The following is a 16,376-nucleotide window of genomic DNA, read 5'->3' on the forward strand; positions in this document are numbered from 1 at the left end:
ATGGGTGATGGATGATAGAAAACTAAATTTTCTCCAGAGCCGCCGGGGGAACCCTGATGGGGGCAGCCGGCCGGGCGGACAGGGCTGTCCGGCGCCGCGTGGCCGCTATACTGGACGCCATTTGGAGGCACTGTGAACGGAAGTATTCATATCACCGAGGCGGCCCTCGCCTCGCTGATCGGTCTGACCGCCCATGAGATTCCGGGGGTGGTGGGCATGGCCCCTGCCAATCTCCGCGAGGGCATCCAGCGTGTGCTGGGCCGCGCCCAGGCGCGCGACGGCGTGGTGATCGGCCGCGAGGAGCAGCGCTACACCGCCGACCTGTACGTGGTGATGGCCTACGGGGTCAGCATCCCCACCGTGGCGCGCAACATTGCCGAGCGGGTGGAGCACGTGGTCAAGAGTCAGGCGGGCATCGAACTGGCCGCCACCCGGGTGCATGCCGTGGGGGTGGCCCATGCCTGAACACACCACACAGCTCTCGCCAGCTCAGCTGGCCCAGGCGATGCGTTACGCGACCGACTGGCTGGGGGTGTTCCGAGAGCAGGTCAACGCGCTGAACGTCTACCCGGTCCCGGACGGCGACACCGGCACCAACATGCACCTGACCATGCAGAGCGTCCGGCGCGAACTGGACACCGCCCCGGACACCAGCATGGCGGCGGTGGCCAAGGCCATCAGCTACGGCGCGCTGCTCGGCGCGCGCGGCAACAGCGGCGTGATCCTGAGCCAGCTGCTCAAGGGCTTCGCCGACCACATCCGCGACTGCAGCAGCATCGACGCGGCGCGGCTGCGCGGCGCCCTGCAGGCGGCCCAGAAGGCCGGGTACGGCGCGGTCATGAAGCCGGTAGAAGGCACCATCCTGTCGGTGGCGCGCGGTCTGGCCGAGGGCGCCAGTGGCGACACGGTGGATCTGGTGCTCGAAAACGCCCTCCTGGCCGGTCAGGCGGCGCTGGACCACACCCCGGAGCAGCTGCCGGTGCTGAAGCAGGCCGGCGTGGTGGACAGCGGCGGCCAGGGGTACCTGTACGTGGTGCAGGGCATGCTGGCCAGCCTGCGCGGCGACGCGCTGCCGGCCGCCCCCGAGGTGAGCAGCTACGCCCAGGAACACTTCGAGCACGAGGAGTTCGGGTACTGCACCGAGTTCCTGATGGAACACGCCACCCTGCCGATCGAGCAGATCCGCGAGCTCGTGGCCCCTTTTGGGGACAGCCTGCTGGTGGTGGGCGCCGAAGGCTTCGTGAAGGGCCACATCCACACCAACGAGCCGGACGATCTGCTGGCCACCGTGGCGCGGCACGGGCGCATGCTCAAGACCAAGGTCGAGGACATGAGCGAGCAGCACACCGAGATCCTGAGTCAGGCGGGCAGCGCGGCCCGCGCCGAGGAGGAGCTCCCGGCCTCCGGGCTGGTGGCGGTGGCGAGCGGCTACGGGCTGGTCAAGCTGTTCCGGAGCTTCGGAGCGCGGATCGTGTCGGGCGGGCAGACGGCCAACCCCAGCGTGCAGGACATCGTGGACGCGGTGCGCAGCGTGTCGGCCGAGCGCGTGATCGTGCTGCCGAACAACAAGAACGTGCTGATGGCCGCCCAGAAGGCCAGCGAACTGCTGGAGGGCCGCGCCATCGTGGTGCCGACCCGCACGCTGGGCCAGGGCATCGGGGCGGCGCTGGCCTTCAACCCGCAGGCCGAGACCGAGGTGCTCAGCCAGGAGATGCAGCAGGCCGCCACCCAGGTCAGCACCTTCGAGGTCACGCGGGCCAGCCGCAGCACCAGCGTCACCACCCCGCGCGGGGAGGAACTGCACATTCAGGACGGCGACGTGATCGGGCTGCAGGACGATGAGCTGGTGCATGCCGGCGGCAGCCCGGAGGACGCGGTGCTGAGCATGCTGACCCGCGCCTACAGCGGGCAGGAGATCATCACGGTGTTCGTGGGGCCGAACGTGAGCCCGGAGCAGCAGCAGCAGCTTCAGGAGCGCCTGGGGGAGGAATTCCAGATGGCCGAGCTGGAACTGCACCAGGGCGGCCCGGACCTCTACGACTACCTCGTGACGCTGGAGTAAGGGCGGTACAACTCCGGGAGAACAGCGCCTGGGGAAACCCGGCGCTGTTCCCGTTGTGGGGCATGGATGGCCGCCGCTGCCTGCCCCCGCCTTCCTCACGCCGCTTCGCTATGCTCGGCCCATGCTCGACCTCCATGCCCTCCCCTTCCCCGCCCAGATTCATCCGGAGGCGCGGCCCGCCCTGCGCCTGACCTGGGACAGCCGCGAGTGCGGCCCCGAGACCGCCTTCGTCGCGCTGCCCGGCGAGCAGATGCACGGCAACCGCTTCGTGGAGGCCGCGCTGGCAGCGGGTGCCCCCTTCGTGCTGACCAACCTGGACGTGCCGCGCGCCGTGCGGGTGCCGGATGCCCGCGCCGCCCTGCTGGAGTGGGCCCAGCGTGAGCGCCGCCGCAACGGGCGGGTGGTGGGCATCACCGGCACGGTCGGCAAGACCACCGCCAAGAGTTACGTGGCGGCGGCGCTGCAGGCCCGCTTCATGCCGGTCTACAACACCATTCCGGCCATCGCCTGCTTCCTGATCGAGCACTCCGGCGGGCCTGACCCGCTGGTGGTCGAGATGGGCATTGACCGGGTGGGCGAGATGGCCGAGCTGATGACGCTGGTTCAGCCGGATGTGGGCGTCGTCACCAGTATCGGGGCCACCCACTTCGAGGACCCGGCCATCACCGCCCGCGAGAAGGGGCTGATCCTGGCCGCGCCCGAACGTCTGGTGGGAATGCAGGCCAGCAGCTACTTTCCGGGCGTGCCCACCTACGGCTTTGACGGCGCCGACCACCGGGGGGAAGGGCTGACCCTGAGCCCGGAAGCGGCACAGTTTCAGTACCAGGGGGTGCCGGTGCAGCTTCCGCTGGCAGGCCGCGCCCAGGCGGAGGCGGCGGTGCTGGCGCTGACCCTGGCCGAGATGGACGGCCTGGACCTGACGGAAGCGGCGCAGCGGCTCGCGGAGGTGTCGGTGCCGGGGGGTCGCTACCGGGTGCTGCCGGGCGTGTATACCGTCATTGACGACGCCTACAACGCCTCGCCACTCAGCGTGCAGGCTGGGCTGGAGGCGCTGGGCCACCTGCCGGGCCGCCGCATCAGCGTGCTGGGCCAGATGCTGGAACTGGGACCGCTGGCCGAACAGCTGCACCGCGAGGCCGGACAGCAGGCCCGGCAGCACGCCGACCTCACCTACGGGGTGGGGCCGTACGCGGCGCTGCTGGGCGACCGTGCCTACGCCAGCGTGCCGGAGCTGCGTTCAGCGCTGCTGCAGGAGGTCCGGCCCGGCGACGTGCTGCTGGTCAAGGCCTCGCGCGGCATCAGCTGGACTCCGGAGCGCCGCGCGGCCGAGGGGGTGGGGCTGGACGTGGTGGTGCAGGCGCTGCTTGCCCACCGGGACGCGCTGGAAGCCGCGCAGTGAAGCGCCTCGCGCTGCTGGCCGGGCTGCTGCTCAGCGCGTGTGCGCCCACCCTGCAGCAGGCTCCGGCGAGTCTGGCGCTGCAGGCGGCCTTCTCCAGCGACGGGGTGGTCTGGAGCGAGGGCGGGCAGGCCCACGTGGCCCGCGCCCCCACATTCCAGGCCAGCACCGTCCGTCTGCCGGCCCCGGCCACGGCAGTCAGCTGGCAGGGCGGCGTGCCGTGGGTGGCGGTTCCGCGCCTGAATGCCCTGCTGAGCGCCGACGGACGCCCGGTCACGCTGCCGGTGGGCCGGGTGGTGGCGCTCAGCGGCACCCGCGTCTACCGGCAGGACGGCAGCGCCGTGACGTACGCCGGGGCCGCCACCGAAGGGTTGATCGGCGCGCCCGGCGCGGTGCTGACCGGCCCGGACGGCCTGGATTACGCAGTGCAGCAGGGCCGGCTGTACCGGGTCAGCGGCGGTCCGGTGCTGCTGAGTGCGGCGGCGCGGCCCTTCCTGTATGCCACCCTCACCGGGGCCGCCACCGCCAACGCCCCCACCCTGCAGACCCAGGACGGCCTGTACACCCTGAGCGGCGAGGCGCTGGAGCGCCGGGACCTGACCGGGGCGCTGCTGGCCCGCGTGTCGCATGCACCGGGCCTGATCGGGGCGGTGGGCGCCACCATCGTGACGGTTTCAGCCGGCGGACTGCTGCGCTTTTTTGCGCCGGACCTGCGCGAGCTGAAGCCCTGAGCGGCCCCAGCCTCCAAATCCGCATATGCTAGCTTGCCCTTGCCTTATGCCTGACTTCCTGTGCCCGTCTGCCCTGCTGGAGTGCCGCCCGTGATCGTGGTCGCGGCGCTGGTGTCGTGGTTCCTGGTGGGCCTGTTCATCACGCTGGCCCGCCGCTACGGCTGGGGTCAGCCGATCCGCAAGGAGGGTCCGCAGACCCACCTCAAGAAGGAGGGCACGCCCACCGCCGGCGGCATCGGCTTCGTGCTGGCGCTGCTGCTGTGCTGGGTGGGCCTGCTGCTCACCGGCCACGGCGGCGGCCCCAAGGCCACGCTGCTGGTGCTGGCCGCCGTGGGCATGGGCTGCATCGGGCTGGTGGACGACGTGCTCAAGATCCGCTCGCGCATGGTGGGCGGCAAGAAGGAACTGCTGGCCCGCGAGAAGTTCCCGCTGCAGTTTCTGGTGGGCCTGATCTTCGCGGTGCTGGCCGCGCCGCTGGCCCCGCACCTGTGGGTGCACAGCTGGGGGCACGTCGGCGACATCGCGCTGTACACCCTGGCGATGGTGGGCGCGGTCAACGCCTTCAACTTCGCGGACGGGCTCGACAGCCTGCTGGGCGGCCTGAGCATCATCGTGCTGCTGCCGCTGCTGGCGGTCTCGCCGGTGAGCGCCCTGCTGGTGGGGGTGCTGCTGGGCTTCCTGTGGTTCAACGCGCACCCGGCCCGGGTGTTCATGGGCGACATGGGCTCGCACGCCATCGGCGGGGTGGCGGCGGGCGCGTATATCCTGCACGCCGACGTGTGGCTGCTGCCGATCTCGGCCATTATCCCGGTGGCTGCGGTGCTGAGCGTGGTGCTGCAGGTGGCGTACTTCCGGCAGACCAAGGGCAAACGGCTGTTCCGCATGTCGCCCATCCAGCACCATTTCGAGGAACTCGGCTGGCCCGAGACGCACGTCACGCTGCGCTTCTGGCTGGTCACGGCGCTGGGCACCGCCCTCGTGTGGTCCATCCTGCGCGGCCTGACGCCTCTGGTCCCCTGACCTGCCCGCAGACGGCCCGGCCCCACCTGCTGCGCTCACTGTAAGGCTCCAGACAGCCGGCGGTGGGCGCAGCCGCCTATAACCAGAACACCTGCCGTTCAAGGAGAACCTGATGCGTCTGCTGCAAGCCTGGATCGCCGCCGTGCTGCTGAGTGTGCTGGGCTACCTGCTGCTGATGCAGGCCGGGTGGGCGTTTCCGCCGCTGCGGCTGTACGGGGTGCTGACCCAGCTGCTGGGGGTGCCGGCGGTGTTCCAGCTGGTCCACGCGGTGTTCGGGCTGGGGCAGGGCGGCAAGATCTTCGCCTTCAGCGGGGTGACGCTGCTGTGGCTGGGCGGGCTGACGCTGCTGGGCGGCCTGCAGCGCCCACTGACAGCCGGCGCCGTGACCGCCGTGCTGTGCCTGCTGCTGGCGCCCTGGCAGACGGCGGTGGGCTACGGCGTCGTCTTCGCCGCGCTGCTGTGGGGGGTGGCGCGGCGGCTGACCCCGGCGGGCGGGCGTGTCCCCGACCCGGCCCGGCGCAGCCTGACTGGCGTGCTGGCGGCGGGCGCCGCAGCGCTGGCCGGAGGCGGTCTGGTGGCCCTGTTCCGCCAGGACCAGACCCCCGCCGACGAGGCGGCCCCGGTCGCCGGCGACGCCCTGCCGTTCGCCGTGACGCCGGTGGAGCACTTCTATTACGTTTCCAAGAACCTGGAGATCTTTGATCCGCGCCTGAACGTCCAGGACTGGAGCCTGCAGGTGGGCGGGCTGGTGCAGCGGCCTGCCACCTTCCGCCTGTCGGATCTGGCGCAGTTCCCAGCGGTGCGCCAGGAACTGACCCTGTCGTGCATCAGCAACCCGGTGGGCGGCCCGCTGATCAGCAACGGGCTGTGGGAGGGCTTCCGGCTGGCTGACCTGCTGCGGCAGGTAGGCATCCAGCCGCAGGCGCGCTACGTGCTGTGGGAGGCCGCCGACGGCTACACCGAGTCATTGCCGCTGGGGCAGGCACTGGAGCCGGACGTGCTGCTGGTCACCCGGCTGAACGGCCAGCCGCTCACCCAGCGGCACGGCTTCCCGCTGCGGGTGCTGATTCCGGGGCGCTACGGCATGAAGCAGCCGCGCTGGATCACCGGCATCCGCCTGTCGGCCACCGACAAGCCCGGCTACTGGGCCGAGCGCGGCTGGAGCAAAGAGGCGCGGGTGGAGCTGATGAGCCGCATTGACCAGCCGTCCCCCGACAATCCGCAGGCACCGGCCGGACCCGGCGCCATCCGGGGTGTGGCGTTCTACGGCAACCGTCCGGTCACGCGGGTGGAGGTCAGCACCGACAACGGTCAGCACTGGCAGGACGCCCGGCTGGTGCCGCCCCGGTCCCGGTACGCCTGGACGCCCTGGGAACTGCTGTGGACACCGGCGCCCGGCACCTACTCGCTGATGGTGCGGGCCTACAGCGGCGCCACGGTCCAGACCCCGTCGGCGCGAGAGGCGTTGCCGGAGGGGGCCACCGGCTACCATCAGCTGGTGGTCACGGTCAGCTAAAGAAGGTTCCCGGCGGCATCCGGTGCCGCGGCGCACCTGTTGCTCAGCCGCGCCGCCCTTATCTCACCAGGTTGCGGCCGGCAGCCTTGGCCTCGTACATCGCCTGATCGGCACGCTCAAAGATGGTGCTCACGGTGTCGCCCAGCCGCCACGCCGAGACGCCCAGACTGACCGTTACGTTCAGGCCGGCCAGCGGCGCCGCCGCAATCTCCCGGCGCAGCCGCTCCGCGATGGCCAGGGCGTCGGTCTTGGAGACGCCCGGCAGCACCACCAGGAATTCCTCGCCGCCCCAGCGGCCCATCTGGTCGTTGCGGCCCAGATTGCGCCGCAGCCGACGGGCAGCCAGCCGCAGCACCTCGTCCCCGATGTTGTGGCCGTGCCGGTCGTTGATGGTCTTGAAATTGTCCAGGTCGCACACCACCAGGCTCAGCGGCCCGCGGCCCTGCTCGGCGTAGGCCAGCCCGTCCTGCAGCGCCTCCTGGATGGCCGCCCGGCCCAACGTGCCGGTGAGGCTGTCCATCCGGGCCGCCTGAAGCCGCTCGCTGTCGCGGTACGCCGTCTCGATCCGCTCCTCGATGAAGCGGGTCACCAGCAGGCCCATCAGCCCCAGCACCAGCAGCACAAAAAAACTCGACAGCCACAGGCTGAAAATCAGCTCCCCGCCCGCCCGCGACAGGGCGGCCGCCACGCCCACCCCCACCACCCCCAGGGCCACCACCAGCCCGCCCAGCCGCCAGCCGAGCAGGGCGTAGGCCAGCACGATCATCAGCGGCAGCCAGCTCAGTGCGGCCAGCGGCCACTCGTGGGTGGTCAGGGCACTGCGGAACTGGGTGAACAGTAGGACGACGGTCAGCAGCAGCAGGATCAGGGTCAGCAGTCGCAGGTTGATGCCGGGAATACTCACCAGCACGCTGCCCAGCAGCGCCACGTAGCCGGTCAGCATCTCGGCGCTCAGCGGACGCAGCGGCACCCCCGGCAGCAGCACCCGCAGGCTCAGCAGGAACAGCAGGTAGCCGCCGGCCGTCAGCAGCAGCAGCAGACGGCGCCCACGCTCAATGGTGGTGGCGAGCTGGTCCGCAGAGGCGTCGGTGGAGGAAGGGGCGGACATGCTGACACTCCATCCTAACGGCTCACCGGACCGCCAGAGCGCGAATATGCTTAATGCTGAACGGTTTGCCCCCAATCGGCGGTGGCGTTCTCGACTGGCATTTGACAAGCCCGGTGGGGGCGGCTATCCTTAATCCCGCTGCAAATGCAGCCAGGCCTGGTCCGGTAGTGTAGCGGTTAGCATATCTGCCTGTCACGCAGAAGGTCGCGGGTTCAAATCCCGTCCGGACCGCCAGAGCCAGTGAAGTGGAGTTCCCCAGGTGGGAGCTCCACTTCATTGTTGTTGCCCATGTGTGCTTCCCTGACGTTTTCGCGCCGCACAGGCCGTATTATTCGAAGCGGTTTCGCACGGCTTCCAGGGCACTGCCGCACCCGGCCCCAGACCCGCGCACGGCGAGCGCCATCCCGGCCCCGACCAGCGGTCTGCTGGCACGGGCACTTCTCTGGAGGACGCCTGCATTGAAAACGTCAAGTTCCTTTTCCGCCACCGACGCCGCCGAGCTGTACAGCATTCCCAGCTGGAGCGGCGGGTACTTCCGGGTCAGCGATACGGGTCAGGTGGAGGTCACGCCGTCCCCGGGCCTGCGCACCGTGCTGGCCGATGTGGTGGATGAGTTGGTGGACCGGGGCGAAAGCCTCCCGGTGATCCTGCGCTTCCCCCAGGTGCTCACCGCCCGCGTCAAGCAGCTCAACGAGGCGTTCCAGAACGCCACGCTGGAATACGGCTACAACGGCTCCTATCAGGGGGTCTTCCCCATCAAGGTCAACCAGCGCCGCGCCGTGGTGGAGGGCATTGCGGCGGCCGGCTACGACTACGCGCACGGCCTGGAGGCGGGCAGCAAGGCCGAGCTGGCGCTGTGCCTGGCGCAGCGGATGCATCCGGACGCGCTGCTGTGTTGCAACGGCTTCAAGGACGACGGCTTCATCAAGCTGGCCCTGTGGGGCCGCACGCTCGGCAAGAACGTGGTCATCACGCTGGAAAAGTACAGCGAGCTGGACCGGGTGCTGAAGCAGGCGCGCGCGCTGGGGGTCCGGCCCGCCATCGGGGTGCGCTTCAAGCTGCACGCGCGCGGCTCGGGGCAGTGGGAGGAGTCGGGCGGCGATCAGGCCAAGTTCGGGCTGAACGCCTATGAGCTGCTGCGGGTGGTGGAGCGGCTGCGCGACGAGGGCATGCTGGACAGTCTGGTGATGCTGCACACCCACATCGGCTCGCAGATCACCGACATCCGGCGCATCAAGGTGGCGGTGCGCGAGGCCACCCAGACCTACGCCGGCCTGATCGCCCAGGGGGTGCCGCTGAAGTACCTGAACGTGGGCGGCGGCCTGGGCGTGGACTACGACGGCTCCAAGACCACCTTCTACGCCAGCATGAACTACACCCTCAAGGAGTACGCCGCCGACGTGGTGTACACCGTGCAGGAGGTCTGCAAGGCGCGGCAGGTGCCGGAACCCACCATCGTCTCGGAGTCGGGGCGGGCGCTGACCGCGCACCACGCGGTGCTGATCGTGCCGGTGATCGACGTGACCGGCCCCACCCGCGACCTGCAGGAAATTCCGGCCAGCAAGGGCGAGGCGCATCAGGTGGTCAAGGACCTGGAGGAGATCCTGGAGAACATCTCCGGGCGCAACTACCGCGAGATGTACAACGACGCGGTGGGCGACAAGGGCACCCTGCACAACCTCTTCGACCTGGGGTACGTGACGCTGGAGGACCGGGCCCGGGGCGAGGCGCTGTTCAACGCCATCCTGCGCAAAATCAGCCGGCTGATCGCCGGAGAGAAGTACGTGCCGGACGAGCTGGAGGACCTGCAGAAGGTGCTGGCCGACAAGTTCATCTGCAACTTCTCGCTGTTCCAGAGTCTGCCGGACAACTGGGCCATCCAGGCGCTGTTTCCCATCACGCCCATCTCGCGGCTCACCGAGCAGCCGACCCGCCAGGGCACGCTGGTGGACATCACCTGCGACAGCGATGGCAAGATCGAGAAGTTCATCGATCTGCGCGACGTGAAGGCCACCCTGCCGCTGCACGAGCCGAACGGCAAGCCGTACTACCTGGGCATCTACCTGATGGGTGCCTATCAGGACGTGCTGGGCAGCGCCCACAACCTGTTCGGCAAGGTCAACGAGGCACATGTGACGGTGCGGCCCGGCGGCAAGTACCACATCGACCTGTTCGTACGCGGCCAGAAGGCGCGGCGCATGATCGAGAGCATGGGGTACGAGGAGGGCATGCTGCGCGACAGCATCGAGGAGCAGACCGACCGTGCCCTGGAGGCCGGCATCCTGACCGACGAGCAGGAGCGAGAGCTGCTGGAGGACTACGACGAGGAGCTGCTCGGCTACACCTACCTGGAGTACGAGGAAGCCTGAGAGCAAAGTGAGGGGGGCGGGTCAGCGCTGCTGACCCGCCCTGTCTGTTGCCGCTGGGCCGTGTACCCGACTCTCATCACGTCAGGTACACGGCCCGGCGCTACACTGACGGCATGGCAGAAACCGCCTGGCTGGCTCCGCTGGCGCAGCTGAGGGCCGCGCTGGTGGGCCAACGTGACGCGCGCGGGCAGATGGGCAGCCTGCGCTGGCTGGAAGAGACGGTGCAGGCGCAGGGCGGCCGGCCCTCCACCGTCCGCAACATCCTGTACCGCGACGTGGGCACCGCCGCCGACAAGAGGATGCTGCTCAGTGTGTTGCAGGGGCTGAGCGGGCGGCTGAACCTGGAGCTGCCGTGGCCCCAGCCGCCCACCGCCGCGCTGCCGGACCCGGGCGATCACGTGCTGGACCGGGACAAGCGGCTGATCTACCGCCGATTTTTGCAGGGTGTGCAGCGCAGCCAGACCCAGGGCGCGCCGCCGCCCCGCACCGTGTTCGTGGCCGGGCCCGGCACCGGCAAGACGCTGCTGGTGGACCAGCTGAGCCGGGCGCTGCCGGACGCGCTGCTGCTGCGCTTTGATGACGATCTGGCGCCGGAGCTGCGCCGGCTGGCAGCCCAGCTGGACCTGCCGGCGCAGCTGACCACCGAGCTGCTGTCCCGGCTGCAGGCGGGCGCTCCCTACGCAGTGCTGGGCGCCATTCAGCAGCAGCTGTCGCGGGCGCTGGTGGCCCGGCTGGACCGGCCCGGTGCGGTGCTGCTGGTGCGGGTGGACAGCCACGCGCAGCTGAACGGCCTCCCCCTGCGGCTGCCGGACGGCCAGACTGCCTCCGCGACCAGCTGGGTGTGGCATCACGTGCTGGCCCCGCTGGCGCACTCGCCGGTGGCGGTGCTGGTGGCGCTCAGCGAGCCGGACGGTCTGCCGCAGCGGCTCGACGGCTACGGTGAGCTGATCGTGCTGCAGCCCCCGTCGCTGGAGGACATGCGCCGCTTCGTGCGGGTCAAGCTGCCGGACCTGCCGCCGGCCGAGGTGGAGCGCATCGTGCGGCGGGCCGGGCGCAGCTACGACAACCTGGGGCTGCTGACGCTGCTGGCCGGGGTCGGTTCGCAGGGCCAGCACGACGAGCCGCTGCCGCCCCTGCCCGACGAGTCGCTGCGCACGTTCCTGGAGACACTGTCGGTGGCGTTTTCCAGCGAGACGCCGCAGGTGCAGGTCGCCTTCCTGGAACAGCTGCTGGACCCGGAGCGCCCGCAGCCGCTGGAGCAGCGCCGTGACCTGGAACGCGCCTTTCTGGAACCGGCCACCTCGGGGTCGGTGCGCCCCACCAACCTGGAGCTGATCGAGCGGCTGGTGCAGCAGCATCCGGCAGGCCTGGCCGAACGGCTGGAGCAGCGCCACCGTCAGGCCGCCGAGCTGGCCCTGTCGCTGGGCGACCCGGCCCGCGCCCTGCACCACGCGCTGCGCGGCTGCTGCTGGCCGCTGGTGCTGCAGACCGCCAGCGGCGCCCGCGCCGAACGCGCCTGGCAGACGCTGGAGTCGGCCGGTCCGGACGTGTTGCCCACGGAGGTGCGCGAGCAGCTGGCGCGTGCCGTGGTGGAGCACTACGCCGAGCTGGGCCACTACACCCATCCGCACATGCACAGCGCCCTGAGCTGCCTGGAACGCAGCGCGGCGGTCCCGCTGCAGGTCTGGGCCGACCTGAAACGCGCCGAAGGGTTGATTGACGCGGCGCGCTACGACGAGGCGCGCCAGCAGCTGGCCAGCCTGGACGTGGCCCAGGCGCAGCTGGAGCCGGGCACCGGGGTGGACCTGGCGTTGATCGAGGCGGCGTTCGCCCGCTGGGCCGGCGACGCCGCCGAGGCGGCCGCGCAGGTGCAGCGCGCCCAGCAGTGGGCCGACGAGGCCAGCGGCCCGCTGGCCGCCAAGGTGCTGACCTGGCAGGGCATGATCGCCAAGGACCAGGGCCAGTGGAGCGAGGCAGTGCAGGCGCTGACCCGGGTGGCCGAGGACCAGCGGGCGCTGCCGCTGCAGCACGACCGCGCCCACGCGCAGCTGGGCGACCTGTGGAGCCGGCTGGGGCAGTTTCCGCGAGCACTGGGGCACCTGGAACGCGCCACCCAGGGGCTGGCCACCCACGGCGCCACCCTGGAGGAGCTGAGCCACAGCCGGGGCCGGCTCGGCACGGTGCTAAGGCGGCTGGGCGAGCTGAGCGCCGCCCAACAGGTGTTCGCCCAGGCGGAGGCGGAAGCGCCCGACGCGTTCAGCCGGGCGCGGGTGTACTCGGAGCTGTCGCTGCTACATGCGGCGCGCGGCGAGTTCGACCGGGCGCTCTGGCTAGGCAACTGGGCCTGGCAGCGCTTCCGTGAGGCCGAGGCGCAGCGTCCGCTGGAGGCCGCCTACCGCCGGCACCGGCTGGAATACCGGGTGGCGCTGGCCTACCTGTGCCGGGGGCTCGGCTGCGCCTACCTGCCGCCGCTGACCGGGGCCTCCACCGACAATGCGGACCTGCAGTACGCCCGGCAGCTGCTTGACACGGTGCTGCGGGAGATGACCGGCGAGGGCGCGCTGCGGGTGGACGTGCATCTGGCGCTGGCGCTGGCCACCCCAGACCCGCAGGCGGCCATCCAGCACGCGATGGACGGCGTGCAGGTGGCCCGCCATCCGTATCACCGGATGCAGGCGCACTCATTCCTGACCGAGGCGCGGCTGCGGGCCGGGCAACACGACCAGGCCCTGATCGAGGTCAATCTGGCCAATGCCTACGCCCGTCACGCGGCGCGGCTGGCCGGCGAGCACACCCTGAACGACCCTGGCTACGCCGCGTGGCTGATCGGGCTGGAGGCCGAGGCGCTGGCCCCCCGCGATCCGCAGCTGGCCTTCCAGACGCTGGCGCAGGGCCTGGACGAGCCGCGCTATCACGCGTTTCACGCCGGGCTCAGCCGCAGCGCCCTGCGGGTGTTCGCCGGCAGTGCGCTGGAGGCCGATGTGCTGCGGCTGGTGCTCCCTCAGGGCCTGGGGCTGCTGCAGCCCCGGGACGCGGTGTCGAGCCAGTACAGCTGAGCCCGCAGCGGTGTACCTGCTGAAAACGACACAGCGTGCCTGTGTACATCTGGCGCTGCGGAGTTTAGGAACAGTTCACTGAACTGGCTTTCTGAGGTCAGCCCGGTCCACGTACGCTGGCGTCACATGGCCGGCCACGCTGACCTCCAGCCGGGGCCGCTTCAGGGGGAACACATGACCGAGACCGCCGTCAGGACCAGCCTTGACCTCCACGCGCTGCAACAGCGCGGCGCCACCATCCGCTTCAACCTCACGGTCCCGGAACTCTACGAGGCCGCGCTGCGGCGCGGCGAGGGCGTGCTGGCCCAGGACGGGCCGCTGACGGTGTACACCGCCCCGCACACCGGCCGCAGCCCCAAGGACCGCTTCATCGTGCAGGACGCGCTGACTGAGGGCGGCGTGCACTGGGGCGGCTTCAACACCCCCACCACCCCGCAGGTCTTCGACAACCTGCTGCAGCGGATGCTCAGCTGGATGGAAGGGCAGGAAGTGTTCGTGCAGGACCTGTACGCCGGCACCGACCCCAGCTACCAGCTGCCGGTGCGGCTCGTGACCGAGATGGCGTACCACTCGCTGTTCGTGCACAACATGTTCGTGCGGCCCACCCCGGAACAGCTGGCCTCACACACGGCCGAGTTCACGGTGCTGAACCTGCCGAGCTTCAAGGCGGACCCGGCCCGCGACGGGGTGCGCAGCGAGACCTTCATCGTGGTGGACTTCACCCGCCGCATGATTCTGGTGGGCGGCACCAAGTACGCGGGCGAGAACAAGAAGGGCATCTTCGGGGTGCTGAACTACCTGCTGCCGGAGCGCGGCGTGATGCCGATGCACTGCAGCGCCAACATCGGGGAGCAGGGCGACGTGGCGCTGTTCTTCGGGCTGTCCGGCACCGGCAAGACCACCCTGAGCGCCGACCCGCAGCGCCGGCTGATCGGCGACGACGAGCACGGCTGGAGCGACGAAGGTGTGTTCAACTTCGAGGGCGGCTGCTACGCCAAGGTGATCGGGCTGAACCCGGAGGCCGAGCCGGCCATCGAACGCACCACCCGCATGTTCGGCACGGTGCTGGAGAACGTGGTGCTGCGCCCGGACCGCACCCCAGACCTGGACGACGGCCACCTGACCGACAACACCCGCAGCGCCTACCCGATCGACTTCATCGATAACATTGAGGCGAGCGGACGCGGCGGGCACCCGCAGAACATCATCTTCCTGACCGCCGACGCGTATGGGGTGCTGCCGCCTATCGCCCGGCTGAGCCGCGAGCAGATGATGTATTACTTCCTGTCCGGCTTCACCGCCAAGATTCCCGGCACCGAGCAGGGCGTGGTGGAGCCGCAGCCCACCTTCAGCACCTGTTTCGGGGCGCCGTTCATGCCGCGTCACCCCGGCGAGTACGCCCGGCTGCTGGCCCAGCGGGTGGAGGCGCACGGCACCCGGGTGTGGCTGGTGAACACCGGCTGGACCGGCGGGAAGTACGGCCAGGGCCACCGCATCAGCATCCGGCACACCCGCGCCCTGATCAGCGCGGCGCTGGACGGCGCCCTGGACACGGTGGAGTACCAGCGTGAGCCGTTCTTCGGGCTGGTGATTCCGAGCGAGGTGCCGGGTGTGCCGGCCGAACTGCTCAACCCCCGCGACAGCTGGGCCGATGGCTCCGCCTATGACGCCGCCGCCCGGCAGCTGGCCGCCATGTTCCGCCAGAACTTCGAGCGCTTCGCGGACGGGGTGGACGCGGGCGTGACCGGCTGCATGCCGCAGCACGCGGAGTAACCCAGACGCTCTCACCGGATGGCCCGTGTCAATGGCACGGGCCATCCGGTTGAGGTTGGCCGCTTCTGGTAAGCTGCTCAGGTTATGCCGATGCCTACCATCCAGACCCTCACCATCGAAAAGCTCGTCACGGGCGGCCTGGGCCTCAGCCGCACCGATGCGGGGGTGGTGCTGGTGCGCGGCGCGCTGCCCGGCGAGGAAGTGCGGGCCGAGGTGCGCGAGGGGCGTGGCGTGTGGCAGGGCGTCACCCGGGAGGTCCTGAAGCCCAGCCCCGACCGGGTGGAGGCGCCGGAACTGCCCACCACCGATCTGGCGCACGCCAGCTACGCCGCCCAGCTGCGTTACAAGCGTGGCTTCGTGGAGGAGGCGCTCAGCCGCATCGCCAAGCTGGACCATCCGGTGAATCCGGCGGTGCCGAGCCCCCACCAGTGGGCCTACCGCAACACCGCCCAGTACCTGATCACCGCCCAGGGCCTGGGCTACCGCGAGCGCCGCGGGCACCGGGCGCAGGCGGTGGAGCAGGACCCGCTGGTGATGGAGCAGATTGCGCGGGTGGTGCGGCAGGCCGACGTGTCGCGGCTGGGTCCGGCCAGCGAGCTGAGTCTGCGGGCCAGCCGGCTGACCGGCGAGGTGGTGGCCACATTGATCGGGGTGGGCGAGCCGCGCGATTTCCTGAGGGCCAGCGACGAGCTGATGGACTGCGGCGTGGCGGGTGTGACGCTGGCGGCCCCGGCCGGGCGGCGCTTCAGCGCGGGCGTGCGGCTGATCGCGGGTGAGAGCGAGATCGAAGAGCAGTTCGGGCAGATCACCAGCCGGGTCAGCGCGTCGGGCTTCGCGCAGGTGAACCCGGAGGCCGCCGGCCTGGCCTACATCCGCGCCGCGAAACTGGCCGGGCGCGGCCACCTGGCGCTGGACCTGTACGGCGGCAGCGGGGCCATCGGGCGGCACCTCGCGCCCAACTTCCACCGGGTGGTGGTGATGGACACCGACAAGATCGCGCTGGCCCGTGGGCGCCAGGACGTGCGCCGCGCCGGGCAGACCAACCTGACCTTCCGGCTGGGCGACGCGTCCAGCCTCAGCGACCCGGACGTGATCGTGGTGGACCCGCCGCGCGCGGGCCTGGACGAGGAGGCCCGGGACGCCATTCAGGCGAGCCCGGCTCACCGGCTGGTGTACGTGAGCTGCGACCCGGCCACCTGGGCGCGCGACGTGGGCGACCTGACCCGGCGCGGCTGGACCCTGGGCGAGGTGACGCCGCACGACTTCTACCCGCAGACCAGCCACGTGGAAGTGGTCAGCGTCCTGGACCGCTGAGTAAACGACGGCTCAACGGCGCGCCCACATG

11 protein-coding genes and 1 tRNA gene are annotated in these 16,376 nt (G+C 70.5%); 11 read left to right on the top strand and 1 reads right to left on the bottom strand.

The window, feature by feature from the left end; all coding sequences use genetic code 11:
• The first annotated feature begins 132 nt into the window (after nucleotides 1-132).
• From ABOD76_RS05770 to ABOD76_RS05795, 6 genes are all read left to right on the top strand, one after another.
• The gene (locus tag ABOD76_RS05770; RefSeq protein WP_350243848.1) at nucleotides 133-465 is read left to right on the top strand and encodes an Asp23/Gls24 family envelope stress response protein; all 333 of its coding nucleotides are present in this window, start codon (nucleotides 133-135) and stop codon (nucleotides 463-465) included.
• A complete protein-coding gene (locus ABOD76_RS05775) occupies nucleotides 458-2,062 on the top strand; it encodes a DAK2 domain-containing protein (protein WP_350243849.1) in 1,605 nt (534 codons plus the stop codon). Before ABOD76_RS05770 ends, ABOD76_RS05775 begins: the two co-directional genes overlap by 8 nt.
• A gap of 121 nt (nucleotides 2,063-2,183) precedes the next feature.
• The gene (gene murF / locus ABOD76_RS05780) at nucleotides 2,184-3,461 is read left to right on the top strand and encodes a UDP-N-acetylmuramoyl-tripeptide--D-alanyl-D-alanine ligase (RefSeq protein ID WP_350243850.1); all 1,278 of its coding nucleotides are present in this window, start codon (nucleotides 2,184-2,186) and stop codon (nucleotides 3,459-3,461) included.
• Nucleotides 3,458-4,189, top strand: a complete 732-nt coding sequence (locus ABOD76_RS05785; RefSeq protein ID WP_350243851.1) for a hypothetical protein — start codon at nucleotides 3,458-3,460, stop codon at nucleotides 4,187-4,189. The genes murF and ABOD76_RS05785 overlap by 4 nt, the downstream gene beginning before the upstream one ends.
• Before the next feature lie 90 nt (nucleotides 4,190-4,279).
• Nucleotides 4,280-5,209 (top strand): phospho-N-acetylmuramoyl-pentapeptide-transferase, encoded by a 930-nt coding sequence (locus ABOD76_RS05790; protein WP_350245226.1) that lies wholly within the window; start codon nucleotides 4,280-4,282, stop codon nucleotides 5,207-5,209.
• Nucleotides 5,210-5,321: 112 nt separating this feature from the next.
• Complete coding sequence (locus ABOD76_RS05795; RefSeq protein WP_350243852.1) at nucleotides 5,322-6,725, top strand: molybdopterin-dependent oxidoreductase; 1,404 nt, start codon at nucleotides 5,322-5,324, stop codon at nucleotides 6,723-6,725.
• Nucleotides 6,726-6,783: 58 nt separating this feature from the next.
• Here the strand turns inward: ABOD76_RS05795 and ABOD76_RS05800 are convergent, their stop codons facing one another.
• Nucleotides 6,784-7,833 (bottom strand): GGDEF domain-containing protein, encoded by a 1,050-nt coding sequence (locus tag ABOD76_RS05800; protein WP_350243853.1) that lies wholly within the window; start codon nucleotides 7,831-7,833, stop codon nucleotides 6,784-6,786.
• Between the two features lie 158 nt (nucleotides 7,834-7,991).
• Between ABOD76_RS05800 and ABOD76_RS05805 the strand changes: the two genes are divergently transcribed.
• The 5 genes from ABOD76_RS05805 (at nucleotide 7,992) to ABOD76_RS05825 (ending at nucleotide 16,345) form a co-directional block, all read left to right on the top strand.
• A tRNA-Asp gene (locus ABOD76_RS05805) sits at nucleotides 7,992-8,067 on the top strand.
• Between the two features lie 224 nt (nucleotides 8,068-8,291).
• On the top strand, nucleotides 8,292-10,202 hold the full coding sequence (speA, locus tag ABOD76_RS05810) for a biosynthetic arginine decarboxylase (RefSeq protein WP_350243854.1): 1,911 nt from the start codon (nucleotides 8,292-8,294) through the stop codon (nucleotides 10,200-10,202).
• A 113-nt stretch (nucleotides 10,203-10,315) separates the two neighbouring features.
• Entirely contained in the window at nucleotides 10,316-13,258 is a 2,943-nt protein-coding gene (locus ABOD76_RS05815) for a hypothetical protein (RefSeq protein ID WP_350243855.1), read from the top strand.
• Nucleotides 13,259-13,432: 174 nt separating this feature from the next.
• A complete protein-coding gene (gene pckA / locus ABOD76_RS05820; protein ID WP_350243856.1) occupies nucleotides 13,433-15,031 on the top strand; it encodes a phosphoenolpyruvate carboxykinase (ATP) in 1,599 nt (532 codons plus the stop codon).
• 90 nt (nucleotides 15,032-15,121) lie between these two features.
• On the top strand, nucleotides 15,122-16,345 hold the full coding sequence (locus tag ABOD76_RS05825) for a class I SAM-dependent RNA methyltransferase (RefSeq protein ID WP_350245227.1): 1,224 nt from the start codon (nucleotides 15,122-15,124) through the stop codon (nucleotides 16,343-16,345).
• The last annotated feature ends 31 nt before the right edge of the window (nucleotides 16,346-16,376 follow it).

Origin of the sequence: Deinococcus sonorensis KR-87 (assembly GCF_040256395.1) — a bacterium.
Taxonomy (GTDB): Bacteria; Deinococcota; Deinococci; order Deinococcales; family Deinococcaceae; genus Deinococcus; species Deinococcus sonorensis.